Below are 20,316 nucleotides of genomic sequence, written 5' to 3' on the forward strand. Positions count from 1 at the left end.
CATGGTAGATCACAAGCAGCACCAGTATTACCAGTGCAGGCAGGATATAGAAAAGGGAGGAACTACTGATGAAAAGAGTTAAACTATTGTCCACACTCGTCGCTTTTTCAGTCATGCTTGCCGGATGCGCCAGCAGCGCCAATCCGCAGACACCTGCTGCTACTACAGCAGCTTCAGGAACTACAGGGACGGCTGCTCCTGCTGCCAAGTCAAATCTGACGGTTGCTTATTCCGAGGGCGGCACTACGCTCGACCCTGCAGAAGCTAACGATTTGACCTCCGATACACTCGTGCTTGCCGCTTATGATCAGCTGGTCACCTACGGCATCAAAACCGAAAATGGCGCAAGTATCGCCAACACCGAAGACATTCAGCCCATGCTGGCAGAGAGCTGGGAAGTGAACGCCGACAACACGGTGTACACCTTCAAGCTGAAATCCGGCGTGAGCTTCCAGAGCGGCAATCCGGTGGATGCCGAGTCGGTTGCGTACTCTTTTGACCGTGTGGCTAAATCAAGCTCCGGCAGCTTCCTCTATGGAATGGCGAATATCAAGTCCGTTGCGGTCAAAGACGCTTCCACCGTTGAAGTTACACTGACTAACGCCAATCATAATTTCCTGCAGATTCTTGCTATGTACACCTTCTCCATCGTGGATCAAAAGACTGTAGAAGCGCAGGGTGCCGACTACCTCAAAACGAATGCTGCCGGTTCCGGCCCGTTCACGCTTGAGAAGTGGGACCCGGCGACCGAAGCTGTCTTCACCGCTAATGAGAGCTACTGGCAGGGTGCGCCTAACCTCAGCAAAGTAACCCTGAAATTCACCAAAGAAGCCTCTAACCGCGTACTGCTGCTGGATAAAGGCGATGTAGATATGGCGATCGAGATTCCTCCGAAGGATGTTGCCTCCCTGCAGAGCAACACGGATCTGACCGTCGCCTCCAATGCGAGCAACCGGATTCTGTTCTTCGCAATGAACAACAAGGTGAAACCTTTTGACAATGTAAAAGTCCGTCAGGCGATCAACTATGCGATTCCTTATGATGAGCTGCTGAGCGGGGTAATGTACGGCCAGGCCAAGCAGATGAAGAGCTCTGTGGCGAGCAACACGCCGGGCTTCACCGATGCAGGCTACGTATATGAGCACAACCTGGATAAAGCTAAAGAGCTGCTTACAGAAGCCGGCTATCCGGACGGGTTTACCTTTGACTTCACGCTCGGTTCCGGGTTCGATGACTGGGAGGATGATGCGGTCCTGATTCAGGCGGAGCTGGCCAAAATCGGTGTAACCATGAATATCAACAAGCTGGCCCGTGCCCAGTTCCTGGAGCAGCAGAAGACCAATAATCTTACTTCTTATATCTCCAAATGGACATCATTCGTCAATGATCCGGGCTACCACCTCGGCTTCCTGCTGTACGGCAAAGGCTCCTCCAACTACATCAACTATTCAAATGCTGAAGTAGACAAGCTGTGGGATGAGGCGAACCTGGAGACAGACGCAGCGAAACGGACGGCACTCTATGAACAGGCACAGGAAATCATTACAACCGAAGCGCCTTGGGCTTATCTGTACGAGTACAACCGTATTGTCGGCATGAGCAACAAGATTAGCGGTTATGCGTTCTACCCGGATGAAGTTATCCGTTTCTATCCGCTTTCGATTACAGAATAAGCAGGTTTGGCTAAAAGAGAGCGGACGGGCCATTGGCTTTGTCCCTCTTTTTATCAAATTCATAAAGCCCCAAGCCAGCCGCAGGGCAGGCAGCAGGGAACGCAAAGGAGAATTACAACCATGACTGACTGGAAAAGCAAAGTGCTGGCGGCGATTGATGCTGAGCAGGATCAGCTGCTGGAGCTGTGCTCACAGCTCATCCGCTTCCCCTCGGAGAATCCGCCTGGAGATTCGCGCGACATCAGCGCTTTTATCATTGATTATTTGAAGCAGGCCGGCATTGATACAAGTATCCATCCGGCAACCGATACGATGCTGAATCTGGTGTCTACACTGGGTACAGGGGCTGAACAGCCGTCCGGCAAAAACCTGATCTTCTGCGGACATACCGATGTCGTTCCTGCCGGAGACCGCTCGCGCTGGGATTTCGATCCGTTCTGCGGCGATATCGTTGACGGCTATCTGCTGGGCAGAGGGGCCTCCGATATGAAAGCCGGCCTGGCCGGGCTGATCTATGTGACAGCGCTGCTGTCCAAGCTCGGCGTTCCGCTCAAAGGCGACTTGTCGCTCCTGATCGTGCCGGATGAAGAAACCGGCGGCCATCTGGGAGTGCCATGGGTGCTGGAACGCGGCTTGATCAGCGGAACGGCAGCGGTTATCGCCGAGCCGTCAGGCCCGCTGAATCCGACGATCGGGCAAAAGGGCAGCTGCTGGTTCGAATTCACCGTCGAAGGCACGCCGGGCCACGGCAGCCTGTCGCCGGTTGTCGGCGACAGCGCGATTGTTAAAGCGGCCAAGGGCATCGAGGCCCTGCAGCGTCTCTGGGATATCAAAGTCGATATTCCCGATGAAGTGAAGGAGATTATCCGCATCTCGCAGGATTATGTGAAGGAGCGCGAACAGAACGGCTCGATCGCCTATCAGGTATTCGATCATGTGACGGTGAATATCGGAACGATCCAGGGCGGAACCAAGGTGAATGTGGTGGCGGACCGCTGCACGATCCAGGTCGATTCCCGTGTACCGTTCGGCGTAGACTACCGCGATGTGCTTGACCGTGCCCGTTCCCTGCTGCTGGAGGCAGGCATTGAATCTGAAGTGAAGGGCTTCGGCTTCCAGGGCAACGCCAACTGGACCTCGAATGAGGAGCCGGTGGTTAGCGATCTGGTAGAGAGCATCTGTGAAGTCAGCGGGGAAGAAGCTTACGGTGTGCTGCAATGGGCATCCAGTGATGCCCGCCATTTCCGCACGCATAACATTCCTGTACTGCAATACGGCCCGGCCGAGCTGTCAACGATTCATAACTTTAACGAGAAGGCACCGGTCTGGCAGATCATCCAATGTGCGAAAGTATATGCCCTGACGGCACTTAAATATCTGGGTGTGGAAGATACAAAGAACTGATTTGCAAACTAATGAGATCAACGAAAAGCGAAAAGAAACGGAGGGGAAATTTGGAACTGTAGGAGCGATAGCGACCGCCTTTGTCACCGGATTTCCACCGCGAACAGCGGATTGGATAAAGAAATCTGGGGACAACAGCGGCCGAAAGTCCAAATGTTCACCGCAGTGACGACTATGCTTCAAGTTCAAATCTTAAGTTAGAGGAGGGGCAATCATGACAGAACTGCTGGAAGTATCAGGGCTATGCACCGAATTTCAGACAGCGGCCGGAACAATCCGCGCGGTGGACGGCATCAGTCTGTCAGTGCGCAAAGGGGAGACGCTGGGCATTGTCGGCGAATCCGGCTGCGGCAAAAGCATCACTTCACTGTCAATTATGCAGCTTCTGCCCAAGCGGATTAGCCGGATCGCCTCCGGCCACATCAGGTTTGAAGGCAAGGATATGCTGGAGATGTCGATGAAGGAGGTGCGGGGCATCCGGGGCAACCGGATTGCGATGATTTTTCAGGAGCCGATGACCTCGCTGAATCCGGTATTTAAGATCGGCCGCCAGATTTCTGAATCTGCCCGCTACCATCTGAAGCTGAGCAAGAAGGAGGCGGCGGAGCGGGCGGTGGAGATGCTGCGCAAGGTTGGGATTCCCCGGCCGGAAAAGATCGCGCAGCAGTATGCCCATCAGCTCTCCGGAGGCATGCGCCAGCGGGTGATGATCGCAATGGCGATGGTCTGCAATCCCCAGCTGCTGATCGCCGATGAGCCTACAACGGCACTGGACGTAACCATCCAGGCACAGATTCTTGATCTGATGCGCGAGCTGCAGGAGAAGGAGGGCATGTCCATTCTGATGATCACGCATGATCTTGGCGTAGTCGCCGAGATGTGTGACCGGGTTGTCATTATGTATGCCGGTCAGATCGTGGAGGAGACGGATGTCGCTACCCTGTACAGCAATCCGCTGCATCCGTATACCCGGGGACTGCTGGCTTCCCTGCCCCAGCTTGCTGGTGATGAGGACCGGCTCAGCTCCATCCCGGGCCAGGTGCCGAATCCGGCTAATCTGCCGTCCGGGTGCCGGTTCGCGCCGCGATGTCCGGTGGCTGTAGAGCGATGTAGCGAGAAGCTTCCGGAGCTGCTTGAGGTGCAGCCGGGACACACATGCCGCTGTATCCTGCAGCAGGAGGGAGTCATATGAGCACAATCCTTGAAGTCCGCAACCTGAAGAAGCATTATCCGATCCGCAAAGGCTTCTTCTCCAAGCAGGTCGGCGCTGTAAAAGCCGTAGACGGCATTACGTTATCCGTCCGGCAGGGGGAGACGCTTGCAGTGGTCGGTGAATCCGGCTGCGGCAAATCGACCACCGGCCGGGCCATCCTGCGGCTGATAGAGCCGACGGAAGGCGAGATTATATTTAACGGCACCGATGTGCGCGCTCTGAATACCGAACAGCTGCGCAGGTTCCGTACCGATATGCAAATGGTGTTCCAGGACCCTTATGCTTCACTCGACCCGCGCTGGACCGTCCAGCGTATACTGGAGGAGCCGCTCCGTACACACGAGTCCGCTCCGGCCAGTGAGCTCAAAAGCCGGGTAGAGCAGCTGATGGAGGTGGTGGGCTTGTCCCCCTATCAAGCCCACCGCTTTCCCCATGAATTCTCCGGCGGCCAGCGGCAGCGGATCGGGATTGCCCGGGCGCTTGCGCTGAATCCGAAGTTCATTGTCTGTGACGAGCCGGTATCTGCACTGGATGTCTCCATCCAGGCCCAGGTGCTGAATCTGATGCAGGATCTGCAGGAGCAATACGGCCTTACCTATATGTTCATTTCCCATGACCTGTCCGTTGTGAAATTTATCAGTGACCGCGTGGCAGTGATGTACCTCGGACGGATCGTCGAGCTGGCACCGACCAAGTCACTGTTCGCGAAGCCGCTGCATCCCTATACGCAGGCGCTGATGTCGGCAGTCCCGGTGCCGAGTCCGGGAGTAAAGAAGCAGCGGATTGTCCTGACCGGTGACGTTCCGAATCCGGAGACACCGCCGAGCGGCTGCGCCTTCCATCCGCGTTGTCCCTATGCCATGGACCGCTGCAAGAGTGAGGCTCCGGTGCTGCGCGAGCTGGACTCGGGCCATCAGGTCTCCTGCCATTTGTATTAATGCATATAATGTATAGTCAAGGGCCATCCGGCAGCGGGTGGCCCTTGCTGTGCGCGGGTGTGTGTCAGACTTTAGCCCTAGTATGGCAAGCTGAAACAGATTCGGGTGTCATCTAGGAGCAGCGCCTTATTTTCTACGTTGTTCGTCCGTTGTTAAGTGCTGTTCTTTTCAGAAATATCACTGAAATTTTTCATTTAAAATTGAAATAAATCATGAACCAACCTATAATTATAATTAAATAACAACTGAAATGGGAGGAGATGGAAGGAGAAAGTGGAAAAAAGACGTGAATTATGGATTGATGCGGCCAAGGGCTTCAGTATTATTTTTGTAGTCATGGGCCATTCCGGCGATGCGGCAGCGAATCATTATCTGTCCTGGTTCCGGATGCCGTTGTTCTTCGTGCTTAGCGGGCTGGTGTTTAAACCGGTCGATCCCGGGCGTTATCGGGGCTGGGCCGCAAGACGGACCAAAGGGCTAATGACTCCCTATTTTGCCTACGGCCTCCTGATTGCAGGGGTACTGCTGCTGTTCAGCTTCAATATTAGAGGGTTTGCCGAAAATATAGCGAGGCTGCTCTACGGGGGGCTGTCGCTGACCGGTCCTTACGGGGTGTTCTGGTTCATTACCTGCCTGCTGTTTACGCAATTGCTCTTTGGATACATCGTCAGATATTCCCGCCGAACTCAATTTCTTCTGATCACCTCCGCCTACCTGGTCTCCCATTTGATCTCCCTGACCGTGCTTAAGAACTTCAATCTTCCCTGGAACATCGATGTTGCACTGCTTGCTGTTACGTATTATGCGATCGGGTTCTATGGCAAACAAGCCATACCTGCGCTAATCAGCCGCTATTCGGCCTTGCTGGTACTGCTGCCTTTGTCTGCACTTGTGCTGCTGCTGGAACGGACTGGCGTCATTCATTACAGTCTGAATATGAAATACAAAGAGTATGAGTCGCTGGTGCTGGATCTGGCTGTTCCGCTGCTGATTTCATTGACGATCTGCGCGGCGGTGTACCAGCTTGCAAGGCTGATTCCGCTGGGCTGGATGGGCAGCCTTGGACGGAATACCATCACCATTATGTATTTGCATCTGCCATTGAATTACAGTCTTAAATATCTGCTTGGTGCGGATTACGGGCTGGTACCCTTTACATTAATTGGGGTCATTGTGCCGCTGCTTGCCGCCAAGTGGGCTGTGCGTTACCCGGTATTATCGAGATTCTATCTGGGAAAAGCAGGTGTTCCTCCGGCTAAGCGGACAGGCAAGGCAGCATCTGTCTCTAGTAACGGGTGAATCTGCCGGATAAATAGGCAATGGTTCTAATAGAAGTGCACAAGCTCTTTTTCATAATGTTCATATACTTTAATAGAACATGAAAAGGAGTGATACAGCATGGTTAAAACGCTTTTGGACTATAATGCATCCGTAGTTACACCTATTACTAACGGGGTCGCCATTCCGGTCCCCATCTCCCCGGCTGGCGTGCAGATTGCCGGAACATCGGTATATATTGATCCCGCAGTTCCGGCCCATTTTCCGAACAAAGTAGAGCTCAAAGCAACGATCGGCGTAAATGTTACGCTGGATACCCCGAATATCCTGGTGCGCATCTGGCGTGCAGGCCACGAAATCTTTTATGCACGGGCAGAGTACGAGGATTTCTTCAATGACGACGGCATTATCTCGCTGCATATGGTAGATATCAATGCACCGGCTGGTGTCCAGAACTATCAGCTGATTGTGGAGAATCAGGATGCCAATTCTACGGCTGTTGTGGTTGGACCTGTTATTTTCAGCGCAATGGCCATCGGAGGCTAACTTTCATAAGGCAATTAAGAGGGGCTTCTCTCAATTATCTGCGAGGATACCGGGAGAAGCTTCTTTTTTTGTGCGTAAAATGGAATAATTTCCTGCCTTTTTGACGAAACTGGAACACAGTACCTGTGAAATGAAGGTTAATGTTCAGGAGGGGAACCATTGTGAGAAAAATTCGTTATGTAACGCTTGCGCTGTGCATCGCTGTTTCGGTTCTGGGAGGGGCTTCCGGCGCTTTTGCCGAAGAAAAAGCTAAAGGTACTGCCAATACCGGCAATACCGGCAATACCGGAAGTACTGCGGCCGCTGACCTGGCACCGGGGGCGCGCTCTGCCATTCTCATGGATGCCAGTACAGGCACGATCATCTACGAGAAGAACAGTCATGACAAGCTGCCGCCGGCCAGTATCACCAAAATTATGACCATGCTGCTGACCGTGGAGGCGCTGGATGAAGGCAGACTGCAGCTGACCGACAAAGTGCGGACCAGTGAGTATGCCGCGTCGATGGGCGGTTCACAGATTTTTCTGGAGCCGGGTGAGGAAATGACGGTGGATGAAATGCTGAAGGGCATCGCGATGGCTTCCGGCAATGACGCTTCTGTAGCTATGGCGGAGAAAATCGCCGGCTCGGAGAGCGCTTTTGTTGATCTGATGAACCAGAAAGCTGAAGCCTTAGGCCTGAAAGATACCCACTTTGCCAACTGCAATGGACTGCCGGCTGCGAATCATTATTCATCTGCGCATGACATCGCCGTAATCAGCCAGGAACTGCTGAAGCATGAGCGGATTATCAAGTATACCGGCTCCTATCAGGATTACCTGCGCAAGGATTCGGCCAAGCCGTTCTGGCTGGTCAATACGAACAAGCTGGTGCGTTTCTATACAGGCGCTGACGGCCTGAAGACGGGGTATACGGCTGAAGCGAAGTTCTGCCTGTCCGCAACCGCGGCCAGAGACGGACTCCGCGCTGTCGCGGTTGTACTGGGTGAGCCGAACACCAAAACACGCAACAGCGAAGTGTCGGCGATGTTCGATTACCTCTTTTCCCAATATAAGCTGCATACGATTCACAAGGCGGGGGACCCCATCGGCACAGTGAAGATTGAGAAGGGCGTGAAGAGAGAGCTGCCGCTGACGGCGAAGGAAACTTACAGTGTATTACTCAAAAAAGGAATTACCCAGGAGGGTATCCGGCATGAGCTGGTGCTGGAAGAACACTTGAAGGCTCCTGTGGCCGCAGATCAGACTGTCGGCAAGCTGGTCGTATACCAGGGGACTGACGTGCTGAAGGAATATGAGCTGAAAGCAGGCGAAGCTGTAGCCAAGGCAGGCTGGTGGAAGCTGTTCAAGCGTACAACGGGGTCGCTTTTTACGATTGATTAGAGCTAGCGATTAATTTCTTGTATTTTGTAGATTAGTCCCATGCTTTATGTAAGTTCTTAGGGGTTTTCTTCTAGTTTTGTCGTGAGGCAGGAATCCTCAATTGCGGTGTAGAAAACCTTGTCCTTGTAGGGGAAAGAAAGTAGTACAGGGCGGTTGTCCAAGCAACGAAGAGGAGAGTGGCAAGGATGAATTCTCATGTGGAGATGGAGCATCACCGGGGTGTACTGATCGTCCGTTTGTCTGGCGAACTGGATCATCACGCAGCCGATTATGTACGTATGGATATGGATGAAGCGATTATGCGGGGCCAGGTAGAGCATCTGATTCTCAGCCTGAAGGAGCTGCAGTTCATGGATAGCTCAGGCCTCGGAGTCATTCTGGGAAGGTACAAGCTGATCCGCAGCAAGGGCGGCAAGATGGCAGTCTGCGATGCCACCGCACCCGTGAAGCGCCTGCTGGAAATGTCGGGCCTGTTCAAGATCATGCCCCTATATGACAACGAGAGCGCTGCACTCTCGGATTTGGAGGTTGCGTTATGACAAATAGTGAAGCCCGTAACTTCATGAGCGTCCAGTTTGCCGCACTGTCGGAGAATGAATCATTCGCACGTGTGGTAGTGGCGGCATTTGTCTCCAGGCTCGATCCGACCATGGAGGAGCTGAATGACCTGAAGACGGTTGTGTCGGAGGCGGTCACCAACTGCATTATCCACGGGTACGACAGTGATCCTGCAGGAGTGGTCAGCATCTCCGCTTCCATTGATGTTGAGACTGTGCATTTGACGATTGAAGATCAGGGTAGAGGCATTGAGGATTTGGAGCTGGCCCAGCAGCCGCTGTATACCTCCAAGCCGGAGCTGGAGCGGTCGGGCATGGGTTTTACCATTATGGAGAATTTCATGGATGAATTCGAAGTTACCAGTGAACCGGGACGCGGCACATCCATTTCAATGAAGAAAACCATCGTCTCGAAAAAAGCTTTATACAATTAGGGGTTGGAGCCATGGATGCAGAGTCAAAAAAAGCTCCGCCGACCTATTTGGACGATGCGGAGGTCAAACGTCTAATCGCGCTCAGTCAAGCCGGGGATAATACGGCCCGCGACACGCTGGTCAATTGCAATATCCGCCTCGTCTGGTCGGTGGTGCAGCGGTTTATGAACCGTGGATATGAACCGGATGATTTATTCCAGATTGGCTGTATCGGACTTCTGAAGTCCGTTGATAAATTCGACCTCAGCTATGAGGTCAAGTTCTCCACCTATGCGGTGCCGATGATTATCGGCGAGATCCAGCGGTTCCTCCGCGATGACGGCACACTCAAGGTCAGCCGTTCACTCAAGGAAATGGCCAATAAGGTGCGTAAGATGAAGGATGAAATGTCCAAAACGCTCGACCGCCTGCCGACCATCGGCGAAGTGGCGGAGGCGCTGGGCGTGACGCCCGAAGAAATCGTCTTCGCCCAGGAAGCCAACAAGCCGCCGACTTCGATCCACGAGACGGTCTTCGAGAACGACGGCGATCCGATCACCCTGATCGACCAGATCGCCGACGAGTCGCAGGAGCGCTGGTTCGACAAGCTTGCCTTGAATGAGGCCATCGGCGCCTTAACCGAGCGCGAGCGCCTGATTGTCTACCTGCGCTACTACCGCGACCAGACCCAGTCCGAAGTCGCCAGCCGCCTCGGCATTTCGCAGGTTCAGGTGTCGAGGCTGGAGAAGAAGATTCTCGCGAACATCCGCGAGCAGATCGCGCAGTAGGCCGGAATCAAGGGTTCAGCAGCGATGCAGCAGTCAAACAGCCCCGCCGTTGGCGTTAACCGTCAGGATGGCCGGACTGGCAGTACAGTTGAGCATGAATCAGGTATGAGGATGTACAGTGACGGGTGCAGGACGGCCGCCTCGGGAGGGGCGGCTTTTTGCTGCGGACAGGACTGACCAAGACAAAGGAACCGCCGCCGCTTATGTTGCCATTGTAGCACCGCCACCGCTACGTTCGCCTTTGCTCCACCGCCACCGCCAGTCATTCTCGCCGCTGATGTCACGGCTGCCACAACAGTCACTGCCACGGCTAATGTAACTGTCCCTGTTCCGCTGATGTCACAGCCATCTCTCTATTAAGCCGCCCCCGTCATCAATATCAGCTAACTTCTGCCTCCACCGCCCAAAATGTTGGCTAGAGCTACTTGCTTACAGCAGACATAACGGATTCTGAGTCCGCGTGCTCCGCAAATCTGCCTGATTAGCTGAAATAGCGGAATTTCAGTCCTCCTCGCCGGATGAAGGATCACATATGGCCATGCGTATTATTATGTTGGCAGCGTTACATATGATAAACTCATAATCATATATGTTACTTTGACGCCTATGAGGCGTTTTGGTAAGGAGGTCTGATATGGATTATTCGAAGCTCAGCAAAGAGGTTTCATATGCACTGCGTCACGCGCCTTGGGAATATGAACTGGAATTAGATGATGAGGGCTTTGTAGAGATGGAGCAGCTATTAAATGCATTGCACCTTGAGCAACAATGGAATTCAGTAACTGCAGATGATCTGGCTAAGATGATAGAGGGTTCGGCTAAACAGCGGCATGAGATTGTGGAGGGCAGGATAAGGGCGCTATATGGTCACTCTGTGCCTCAAAAGATAATTAAGCAGAATGAAACCCCACCCCCCGTTCTGTACCATGGGACAGCCAGGCAATGGGTGGAGACGATTCTGGCTGATGGGCTTAAACCAATGAAGAGACAGTATGTGCATTTCTCAGTGGATACCGAAACAGCAAAGCTGGTTGGAGGCCGGAAAGATTCCAATCCTGTGATCTTAACAATCGACGCCGGGAAGGCAGCTAACGAAGGAATCAAGTTTTATCACGGCAATCATAATATCTGGTTAGCGGACTACATCCCGCCTGAATTCATCGATAGTTGTAGAATGTACAATTAAAAACAGCGAAAAGGGATACCTGCATCAAAAAACTGTAATCTGTACAACTAAATCTGCCCGAATAGGTGATAAGCAATCTACACAGGCAGTTTAATTGTACGAAATACAACTAAACGAAGAATCGGTTGTAAATCAGACAATTTAGTTGTACAGAGTGCAATTAAGCAAGCATATACCATACTCCTAACTCCCAGGCATATACCGTAATTGGGTCACTGCAAACCATCGGGCAAGCGATTTACTATTCCCAACATCAAAAAGCGCCCCAGGCAGCCTGTTCACGGCTCGCGGGACGCTTTTATCTTTTAACAAGTGTTCATAATATCTCTGCCTAAGGCGCTACAATCACACCTGTGGATATCATATAATTCCCTGGTGCCAAATAGTTCGCGGCATCCTCCCCGGATAAGGTGTAGACTACGGTGATGATTTTGCCGCTGCCCACAGCAGCGTCACTGTAGGCCGCCGTTGCGCTGACCGTTACATCATCCCCCGGAAGGACTCCAATCAGAGTGCCTGGAGTGACTTGCGCTGATAGCGTTCCGTCAAAGAGCTTGGACTCCGTGATGGCTGGCGGGGTAATGTCTAACTGCAAGGCGGTGATAATCCCCGTGCTTATGGTGTAGCTAACAGGCGGGAGATAATTGCCAGCGTCTGGACCTGTTAAAATGTACGAAATAGTTATGATTTTATTCGTACCCACGTTGACATCGCTGTATTCACCAATACCTTCTACTGTGACGATATCACCAGGTTCGATTCCGGTCACAGCACCAGCAACCACTACCGCCGCAGTAGTTCCATCATAGACTCTGGAGCGTGTGATCTGATCCCGGTCAATTTCACCTGTGTTCACGACGTAGTTCGCAGGTGCAATATAATTTCCGGCATCTGGTCCGCTGAGTGTATAGACTACAGTTATGGTTTTGTTCGTACCTACTGCAGAGGTATCATAATTGGCAACAGCGATCACACTGACATCTTCCGCGGGGATTACTCCAATGAGCTGACCAGGGGTCACAGCTGCTATGGTTGTTCCGTCCTTGAACTTGGCGAGGGTCAAATCCGGAGCTTCGATGGTTAATTGATTCAGCGAGATAATTCCCGTATGGACGGTATATGGAGCGGGTGTAATATAGCTGGCTGACTGGGCTCCGCTTATGGTATAGACAACAGTTATAGTCTTGTTAACCCCAAGCGCCGCGCTGCTGTAAGAAGCGGAGGCATGCACTTCTACCACGTCACCGCTCAGCACGCCGAGCAGAGGACTTGCGGTTACCGCTGCGGTGGAGGTACCATCATAGGTTTTGGATTCCGTCAGTGAGACCGGAGCATCCAGGGTCAACTCAATGGCTTTAACCTCAATAATGCTTGAAGGAACCGAAATATTGCCGGAGTCATCTACAGCATACACGACATAATGATCAGCTGGCAGACCCTGCGTGTTCAGCGGGGAGTAGACAGAGGCGCTTACCGCCAGCTTTGTCCCGTGCGCAGCTTGGACGGAATCTTCCAGACCCGTCGGGGTCACTGCTACAGTGGAAGGAACCAGATACAAATAACCCGCTTCGTTACTTGTCCCGTATACATTCTCTCCTACAGTAACCGCTCCAAGAGTTACACCCGTAAGGATCGGGGCTGTCGTATCTGCCGGATCGGAAGTAACAGCCGGAGTCGCTGTAGGTTCTGGTGTTGCTGTAGCTTCCGGTTCTGGCGTTGCTGTAGGTGTGGAGACAGGTTCAGGTGTGGCCGTTGGAACAGAAGGAATATCGGGGTTCCGGACAGGTGAAGGTGTAGCAGTCGGTGAAGCGGTTGGACTGGCTGCCGGTGAGGCAGTTGCCGAAGGGGTGAACGTGCCGGTATTATCCGGTGTACTGGCCGGAGCAGCCTCAATGGCCTTGGTCCGTATTAAGGACACTACTGCTTCCGCGCGTGTAATATCCCTGCCGGGCTTGAAGCTGTTATCTTCGGAATACCCTTTCATGATTCCTGCAGAGGCTACTGCATTAACCGAGCCGAGAGCCCAGGCGGCAATATCCTTGGAATCGCTGAAAAGAGCGCTGGTCCGGGCTGCATCCAGCTTCAATAACCGGTTGATGATCACTGCGGCTTCCTGTCTGCTGATGGTCTTGCCTGTACCGATTGTGCCATCTGAATACCCGTTGATATATCCGGCTTTGACTGCTTTGGCAACCTCAGCGTAGGCCCAGTTGCTTGAAGACAGATCCGTATAAGAGACAGCCGCCGTTTCAGTGAATCCAAACGCTCGATTAATCAGCGCCATGAATTCGGTTCTTTTCAGACTGTTATCCGGCTTGAAGCTGCCGTCGGTGTATCCCTGAATGAACCCTTTTTCAACCCAGTCCGTCACTTCGTTCTGAGCCCAGTGGCCTGTGATGCCTGTTAATGAAGGTACTGCCGCGCCAAAAGCTGTTCCAGCCGAAGAAGAATAAAGTGCGGTAACTATCATTAGTGTGGAGAGAAGAAGCCTGCCGGGTTTAGGGTTCAATGTTATGCCTCCTGAAATTTGTATTGTCTCCGATGAATAGGCGAGTGTTATCGCTTGAATATCCTCCCGGCCTCCAAGATTTGCTAAATGAAATAATAGTATCACACATTGTTAAAAATTAATTAGAATAAAATTAATTTGTATAAATTTAATTTATCGAAATATAAACCTGACACTGGTCAATAAAATATAATCGTGTAGCATAGATAGGCTAACCCGGATCATGAACAATATTTTGTAACCTTTTCCGCGCGGAATGGCACTTATCCTTAGAACAGATGAAAATACAGAAATGAGGTTCGCAGGCGTATGCTGCAGTGGATTGAAGAAGCACAGAAGGGGGACGCCGGAGCTTTCAGGCAGCTGACAGAGCATGTCCGGGGGATGGCTTACGTAGTATCTTACAATATGCTGGGAGATGTTCAGCTGGCGGAAGACGCGGTACAGGAGGCCCTCATCGAGGCGTATATGAACCTTGGGAGTCTGCAGGAGCCGGCGGCGTTTCCGGGCTGGTTCAGAACCATTGTGGTCAGGCAGTGCCACCGGCTGCTGCGGCGCAGGCGCCAAACACTGCTGCCTCTAGAGGCAGCAGAGCATGTCGCCGTGTCTTCTCCGGGTGTTGAGGAAATTGCCGAACGCAGAGAATGGACACAGGTGCTGCATAGCTCGGTGTCAGAATTGTCCGCCAGGCTGCGGGTACCGCTGCAGCTGTTCTACTTCTATGGCTATTCGCTTCAGGAGATTTCCGTTTATTTGGGCATTCCGGCCGGAACGCTGAAGAAAAGGCTGTATGACGGCAGACGCAAGCTGAAGGGGGCTTTTCCTGTGGCAGATCTTGCGGCCGCATTTAATCTGTTACAAGAGGGAGGACAGCGTATGCTGCATATTGTGAACGGTGATTTCGTTGGAGATAAGCTGAAGCAGGGGATTGTCCAAGGGGATGTGCTGGTATGGAGAGAAATCTACACGGCGGGTCCGATATTCATGGATCCGGCGGCACAGGAGAAACGGCAGTTGCGGGCAGAGGTTCTGCAGGCCACACTGGGAATTCCGGCAGAAGAATATATGAAGGGCTGTGAGGAGCAGGAACGCATGCTCAGCGGATTCCACAAGTATGATGAAGTGGTCCTGTGGTTTGAGCATGATCTGTTCGACCAGAGTATGCTGGCCTATCTGCTGCACTGGTTCAGCAACCGGAAGCTGGGCAGCACGAAGCTGAGTCTGCTCTGCATCGGGGAATTTCCCGGAATTGAGCTGTTCCATGGCCTGGGCCAGCTTACGGCAGAACAGCTTCAGACCTTGTCCGGAACCTGGCAGAATATCGGCACGGAGGAGCTGCAGCTTGGGAGCAGGCTATGGCAGGCATATGCATCTCCAGATCCCCGGCAGCTGGCACAGCTCCTGGAGGAGAGTAAGCCCGAGCTGTCCAAATCCGCGTTTTCTTTTGCCTATGACGCCTTCAAGCTTCATCTCTCGCGTCTGCCTTCCGTTTATAACGGTCTTGGTATTGTCGAACAGACAACACTTGAGGCTGCGGCTGGCGGGGCAGATACGCCTCTGAAGCTGTTCCGTCAAGTTACAGATGCACTGCACCAGCTGGGAATGGGAGATGTGGAATACTGGAAGGTTCTTCGCACGCTGACGGCTGGAGAGCATCCTCTCCTTATTATTGAGGGTACGGCAGAAATTACAGATTACAGAGAAGTACCGGAATTCCTGAAGCGTACAGTTATTCTGTCAGAGCTGGGGGAGCGGGTATTGGCCGGAACAGCGGATAGAGTGAGCATGCAAGGTGTAGATGAATGGTACGGCGGGCTGCATCTGCAGGGGCATGAGGTGCCTTGGCGCTGGGACAGCGCTGCTGAATTACCGGTGCAGGTCAGAACGTAACACAGAGCGAATAGTATTGGATGAAGAGGTTTCCCGGCTGAACGGGATAGCCTCTTTTTTCTGCAGGCCGCTGTATCATAACTGCTTACTACCGGTTTTCAGCAGCCGGTCCGTGCGGAAATCCGGTTTTATCAGTATAATTAATATTCTGAGTGTAAGTATCTTAAGAAGAGGAGGAGGGAACGAGTATCAGAACATTAGTGATCAGTGACATTCATGGATGCGTGGAGGAATTCAACCTGCTGCTCCGCAGAGCCAACTATATCCCCTCCGAAGACCAGTTAATTCTGCTCGGCGATTATGTGGACCGGGGGCCGGACAGCAGGGCGGTGGTTGAGCAGGTGAAACGTCTTGCGGAGGAGCACGGTGTTGTCGTACTGCGGGGCAATCATGATCAGATGGCGTGTGATGCGCTGGCGGGTGAGGATGACAAGCGCGATACCCACTGGATTACCAATGGGGGATTTCATACCCTGCTGAGTTATTGCGGAGGCCGCGATTCGGTCCTGCTGCGCCCGGATTCAGGCTGGAAGGAGTATGCGGAGATGAAGGATTATATGCGCCGCGAGTATCAGGAGCATCTGGATTTCCTGGGTACGCTGCCTTTCTATTATGAAACGGACACTCATGTGTTCGTTCACGCAGGAATTGATCCTTCCCTTGCCGACTGGACAAGCCAGCGGGAGTATGATTTCATCTGGATCCGCGAGCCGTTCTATAATCATCCGATAACCTCTACCGCGAAGACGGTTGTATTCGGACATACCTCCACGGTAGATTTGCAGGACGGGGCAGGAATCTGGTTCAGCCCGCACGGAGACAAGATTGGCATTGACGGCGGCTGTGTATATGGAGAGCAGCTGAACTGTCTGGAGATAAATGAAGACGGGTATAAGACCTATTCAGTCCGGCTTGGCGAAAAAGAATAACTGCAGCCGCGATTACCAGCCCAGCTGCTGATCCCGGATCTCCTTGTCCCACAGCTCCTTCAGCTTCACCACATGCTCCGCCGGCATCCCCTCGCGGCTTGCGGATATATTCTCGGCCAGCTGTGCGCTGCTGCGTACTCCGGGAATCACGGTGGTGACCTCCGGGTGAGCAAGGATGAAGCGCAGGGCAGCCATTGTCATGGTCGTCTCTTCGTCCGTTATGAACCGGATGCGCTCCATCAGGGCGGCGCGTTTCGCGATCACTTCCGGCGACCAGCGGCTTCTTACCCCTTCGAAGGTGCTGCTGCTGTCATATTTGCCGGAGAGCCAGCCGGAGTCCAGAGGGACCTTGACGATGATCGCTATATTTTTCTCATGGGCCAGCCCGAAAGCTTCCGCCGTTTCCTGGTAAAAGATATTGAACATAACCTCCATAACGCCGATATCCGTATGGCGGATGACCTCCAGCATTTCCGGCACGGAATCGACCGAAACCCCATAAGAGAGAATCTTTCCTTCGGCTTTTAGCTTGTCCAGTTCGTGGTAGTGGCCGTATTTCCCGTCCAGCAGCTCAAAAGGCGGATTATGAATCAGCACGGAATCCACATAATCCGTCTGCAGACGCTGTAAGCTGCCTTCGACGGAGGCACGGATGTGGTCCGCATCAAAGCAGGTGCTGCCATCCGCCCCGTGGCCGAATTTGGTGTTGATCACAGCGCTGGAGCGTCTGCCGGATAAGGCGGTCCCGAGCAGGGTTTCACTGGCACCGTGCCCGTAACCCGGGGCGGTATCGAAGAAATTCATCCCGCGCTCCAGCGCTTCATGGACCAGAGAGACCGCTGCACGATCCTCCATAGCCTCCCAATCCTTCTTATTCCCCAGCTGCCAGGCACCGAAGCCAACCTCCGACACAGTCTTGCCCGTATTGCCGTACCTTCTTGTATTCAAGCGTATCCACTCCCGTAAGGTTATTATGAAAACCTGCTCTTAATTGGTTATAATTGGAACATATACACCGTATTGTAGAACCTTGAAGCCTATTAAGCAATGCAGTAAATCCAGAAATCAGGTTAAGTTTCTACTGCAGTAAGGGGGAAGTAATGTCCAATTCACTTTTAACCAAGAACGCTTTAGCCCGGTCACTCAAAAAACTCATGCTCGCAAGGCCGCTGAACAAGATTACGATCCAGCAGCTTACAGCGGATTGCGGCGTGACCCGGCATACCTTTTATAATCATTTTCAGGATATCTACGAGCTGCTCGGCTGGGTCTACAGGTCAGAGGTAATTGAAGATCTGGAGCCCTACCGCTGCTGTGCCGGCTGGAAGCAGGGGTTCCTAAGTGTCCTGCGGTACACCGTGAGCAACAAAACCATCTGTCTGAACACCTTTCATTCACTTGGACGCGAGCATCTGGAGCAGTTTCTGTACGGAGTTATTTATGGCGTCATGATCAGGGTGGTGGAAGAACTGGACGGGCAGGAGCGGGCCCGTGAAGGACAAGAGCAGATTCCGGAACAGGGGAGAAGCCAGGCCAGGGAGGACATTGCCGATTTCTACACACTGGCTATCCTTGAACAAGTGATCCATTGGCTCAAAGCAGGGGCAAATACCGACCCGGCCGAAATGGTGGAGAAGGTAGCCCGGATTATGGAAGGAAGCATCGCCCGGGGCCTGGAACACTATCAGGCTGCCGCCGCCCATCCGGCCCAGTGAAATGACACAATCTGCGGCAGATGTGTAATCCCTGTACAGTTGCGCCAAGCTGTCCATAGAATTCAATGTTCACGGTGGGTATAGTGAAGGCAGTTAGCAGGCACTTATCCCCTGATCATGGAAGGAAGAGGACATATGGGTACATATCAAAGAATTCATCCGCTGGTACAGGAAGGCATCGCTTCACGTAAGGCATATCTCGTAGGAGGGGGGATCGGCTCGTTGTCGGCAGCCGCTTTCCTGATCCGTGACGGCCATATGCCGGGACGGAATATTCATATCCTTGAGCAATCAGCAGTCTATGGCGGGTCGATGGACGGGGCGGGGAATGCGAAGGACGGCTACAGCGCCCGCGGCGGACGTGAGATCGAAGAGCACTTTGAATGCTTCATGGAGCTGTTCGGCTTCATTCCCTCATTAACCAATCCGGACCGGACGGTGCTGGATGAATTCCGTGAGCTGAATCTGGCAGAACCGATCGAATCCCACTGCCGTCTGGTAGAAAAGGAAGGGCAGCCCGCCGATTTCTCAACGCTGGGACTCTCCACTGCGCATGCGCTGCAATTGGGCAAGCTGACCCTGGCGACCGAAGAAAGACTCGGAGCGGTGACGATTGAGCAGTTTTTTGACCCGACTTTCCTGGAGACGAATTTCTGGTATTTCTGGCGCTCGATGTTCGCCTTCGAGAATTGGCATAGTGTAGTTGAAGTGAAGCGTTACATGGAGCGCTTTATGCACCTGATCTCCGGGATGAACCAGCTGAAGGGAATCCTGCATACCGAATATAACCAGTTCGATTCACTGATTCTTCCTCTGATGAAATGGCTGGAAAGCCAGGGGGTCAATTTTGACAAAGGCCATCAGGTAACAGATCTGGAGCTTGATTTCACAGGCGGAGAGAAAACAGTAACCGCTATCCAGCTGCTCGTGAACGGAGAGCCAAAGACCCTCTCAACAGCACGCGGAGATCTGGTTATGGTCACCAATGGCTCGATGACAGAGAACTCGACCCTGGGCGATCTGGACCATCCGGCGGTTCTGAACCGCTCTGTTACGGAGCGCGGCTGCTGGAGCCTCTGGGAGAAGCTTGCCGCGAAATCTCCGGATTTCGGCCACCCGGAAGTATTCTGCGGGGACATCGACAAGTCCAAGTGGCTGTCGTTTACGATGACCTTTACCGATGACGATATTGTATTCCCGTATCTGCTTGAGCTGACCGGGGATGCTCCCGGTATGGGCGGCGTTGTGACCATCAAAGACTCCAGCTGGATGATGTCCTGGACCGCACCGAAGCAGCCGCATTTCATTAACCAGCCGGAGAATGTGAAGGTGCTCTGGGCCTACGGATTATTCCCGGATGCCGAAGGCGACTATATTAAGAAGAAAATGAGTGACTGCAGCGGACGCGAGCTTCTGGAGGAGCTGATGTACCATATCGGTCTGAAGAACCGCATTCCGGAGATTCTGGAGCATACGACCAATGTTATTCCTTGTATGATGCCTTATATCACTTCACAGTTCATGCCGCGTGTCGCAGGAGACCGCCCGCAGGTGGTTCCGCAGGGCAGCACCAATCTGGCCTTCCTCGGCCAGTTTGCCGAAGTTCCGGACGACTGCGTCTTTACCGTGGAATATTCGGTCCGCTCCGCGATGATGGCAGTATACAATCTTTTGGCGCTGGAAAAAGAAGTGATTCCTGTCCATCCGAGTAAATATGATGTCCGGGTGCTGCTGACCGCGCTCAGAACCTGCCTCGGCAACAAGCCGCTGCCGCTGGATAAGACGCTCGGACAGCTGCTGGCCGGAACGGTGATCTCCAAATTACTATAAAAGGTGTAAAAGCATAACATATAGCAGGGGGATGTACCGGAGCCGGGAAGCGGCTGCCCGGGACA

At 52.9% G+C, this 20,316-nt stretch carries 17 protein-coding genes; 15 read left to right on the forward strand and 2 right to left on the reverse strand.

Going from position 1 to position 20,316, the window contains the following annotated elements:
- Positions 1-68: 68 nt before the first annotated feature.
- From NYE33_RS17095 to NYE33_RS17145, 11 genes are all read left to right on the forward strand, one after another.
- Positions 69-1,673 carry an ABC transporter substrate-binding protein gene (locus tag NYE33_RS17095; RefSeq protein WP_179093475.1) on the forward strand — a complete coding sequence of 535 codons (1,605 nt, stop codon included), beginning with the start codon at positions 69-71 and terminating at the stop codon, positions 1,671-1,673.
- Between the two features lie 120 nt (positions 1,674-1,793).
- Entirely contained in the window at positions 1,794-3,077 is a 1,284-nt protein-coding gene (locus NYE33_RS17100) for a M20 family metallopeptidase (RefSeq protein WP_076243384.1), read from the forward strand.
- A 214-nt stretch (positions 3,078-3,291) separates the two neighbouring features.
- A complete protein-coding gene (locus NYE33_RS17105; protein WP_042215690.1) occupies positions 3,292-4,269 on the forward strand; it encodes an ABC transporter ATP-binding protein in 978 nt (325 codons plus the stop codon).
- Positions 4,266-5,228, forward strand: coding sequence for an ABC transporter ATP-binding protein (locus NYE33_RS17110; protein ID WP_341066750.1), 963 nt, complete (start codon positions 4,266-4,268; stop codon positions 5,226-5,228). The genes NYE33_RS17105 and NYE33_RS17110 overlap by 4 nt, the downstream gene beginning before the upstream one ends.
- 273 nt (positions 5,229-5,501) lie before the next feature.
- Positions 5,502-6,527: an acyltransferase family protein gene (locus NYE33_RS17115; protein WP_076243382.1), complete on the forward strand. Its 1,026-nt coding sequence runs from the start codon at positions 5,502-5,504 to the stop codon at positions 6,525-6,527.
- Positions 6,528-6,626: 99 nt separating this feature from the next.
- Complete coding sequence (locus tag NYE33_RS17120) at positions 6,627-7,052, forward strand: hypothetical protein (protein WP_052421953.1); 426 nt, start codon at positions 6,627-6,629, stop codon at positions 7,050-7,052.
- 140 nt (positions 7,053-7,192) lie between these two features.
- Positions 7,193-8,434, forward strand: a complete 1,242-nt coding sequence (locus NYE33_RS17125; RefSeq protein WP_445669783.1) for a D-alanyl-D-alanine carboxypeptidase family protein — start codon at positions 7,193-7,195, stop codon at positions 8,432-8,434.
- Between the two features lie 185 nt (positions 8,435-8,619).
- Positions 8,620-8,973, forward strand: a complete 354-nt coding sequence (spoIIAA, locus tag NYE33_RS17130) for an anti-sigma F factor antagonist (RefSeq protein ID WP_042138682.1) — start codon at positions 8,620-8,622, stop codon at positions 8,971-8,973.
- The gene (spoIIAB, locus tag NYE33_RS17135; RefSeq protein ID WP_039300287.1) at positions 8,970-9,425 is read left to right on the forward strand and encodes an anti-sigma F factor; all 456 of its coding nucleotides are present in this window, start codon (positions 8,970-8,972) and stop codon (positions 9,423-9,425) included. The genes spoIIAA and spoIIAB overlap by 4 nt, the downstream gene beginning before the upstream one ends.
- Before the next feature lie 11 nt (positions 9,426-9,436).
- Positions 9,437-10,192, forward strand: a complete 756-nt coding sequence (gene sigF, locus NYE33_RS17140) for an RNA polymerase sporulation sigma factor SigF (protein WP_039300284.1) — start codon at positions 9,437-9,439, stop codon at positions 10,190-10,192.
- 634 nt (positions 10,193-10,826) lie between these two features.
- Positions 10,827-11,378, forward strand: coding sequence for an RNA 2'-phosphotransferase (locus tag NYE33_RS17145; protein ID WP_076243381.1), 552 nt, complete (start codon positions 10,827-10,829; stop codon positions 11,376-11,378).
- 331 nt (positions 11,379-11,709) lie between these two features.
- On the opposite strand, the gene NYE33_RS17150 is transcribed toward NYE33_RS17145, so the two are convergent.
- Positions 11,710-13,887: a YDG domain-containing protein gene (locus NYE33_RS17150; protein ID WP_341066754.1), complete on the reverse strand. Its 2,178-nt coding sequence runs from the start codon at positions 13,885-13,887 to the stop codon at positions 11,710-11,712.
- Positions 13,888-14,196: 309 nt separating this feature from the next.
- Between NYE33_RS17150 and NYE33_RS17155 the strand changes: the two genes are divergently transcribed.
- Both NYE33_RS17155 and NYE33_RS17160 read left to right on the forward strand, forming a co-directional pair.
- Positions 14,197-15,777, forward strand: a complete 1,581-nt coding sequence (locus NYE33_RS17155; protein WP_341066756.1) for a sigma-70 family RNA polymerase sigma factor — start codon at positions 14,197-14,199, stop codon at positions 15,775-15,777.
- A 200-nt stretch (positions 15,778-15,977) separates the two neighbouring features.
- Positions 15,978-16,706, forward strand: a complete 729-nt coding sequence (locus NYE33_RS17160) for a metallophosphoesterase family protein (RefSeq protein ID WP_231575177.1) — start codon at positions 15,978-15,980, stop codon at positions 16,704-16,706.
- Between the two features lie 12 nt (positions 16,707-16,718).
- Here the strand turns inward: NYE33_RS17160 and NYE33_RS17165 are convergent, their stop codons facing one another.
- On the reverse strand, positions 16,719-17,654 hold the full coding sequence (locus tag NYE33_RS17165) for an aldo/keto reductase (RefSeq protein WP_341066758.1): 936 nt from the start codon (positions 17,652-17,654) through the stop codon (positions 16,719-16,721).
- 152 nt (positions 17,655-17,806) lie between these two features.
- Here NYE33_RS17165 and NYE33_RS17170 point away from each other — a divergent pair, with 152 nt between their 5' ends.
- A complete protein-coding gene (locus tag NYE33_RS17170) occupies positions 17,807-18,421 on the forward strand; it encodes a TetR/AcrR family transcriptional regulator C-terminal domain-containing protein (protein ID WP_336103077.1) in 615 nt (204 codons plus the stop codon).
- Positions 18,422-18,556: 135 nt separating this feature from the next.
- On the forward strand, positions 18,557-20,251 hold the full coding sequence (locus NYE33_RS17175) for an oleate hydratase (protein ID WP_042138675.1): 1,695 nt from the start codon (positions 18,557-18,559) through the stop codon (positions 20,249-20,251).
- Positions 20,252-20,316 lie beyond the last annotated feature (65 nt).

The organism is Paenibacillus sp. FSL R10-2199 (genome assembly GCF_038000235.1).
Classification (GTDB): Bacteria; Bacillota; Bacilli; order Paenibacillales; family Paenibacillaceae; genus Paenibacillus_AQ; species Paenibacillus_AQ phytohabitans.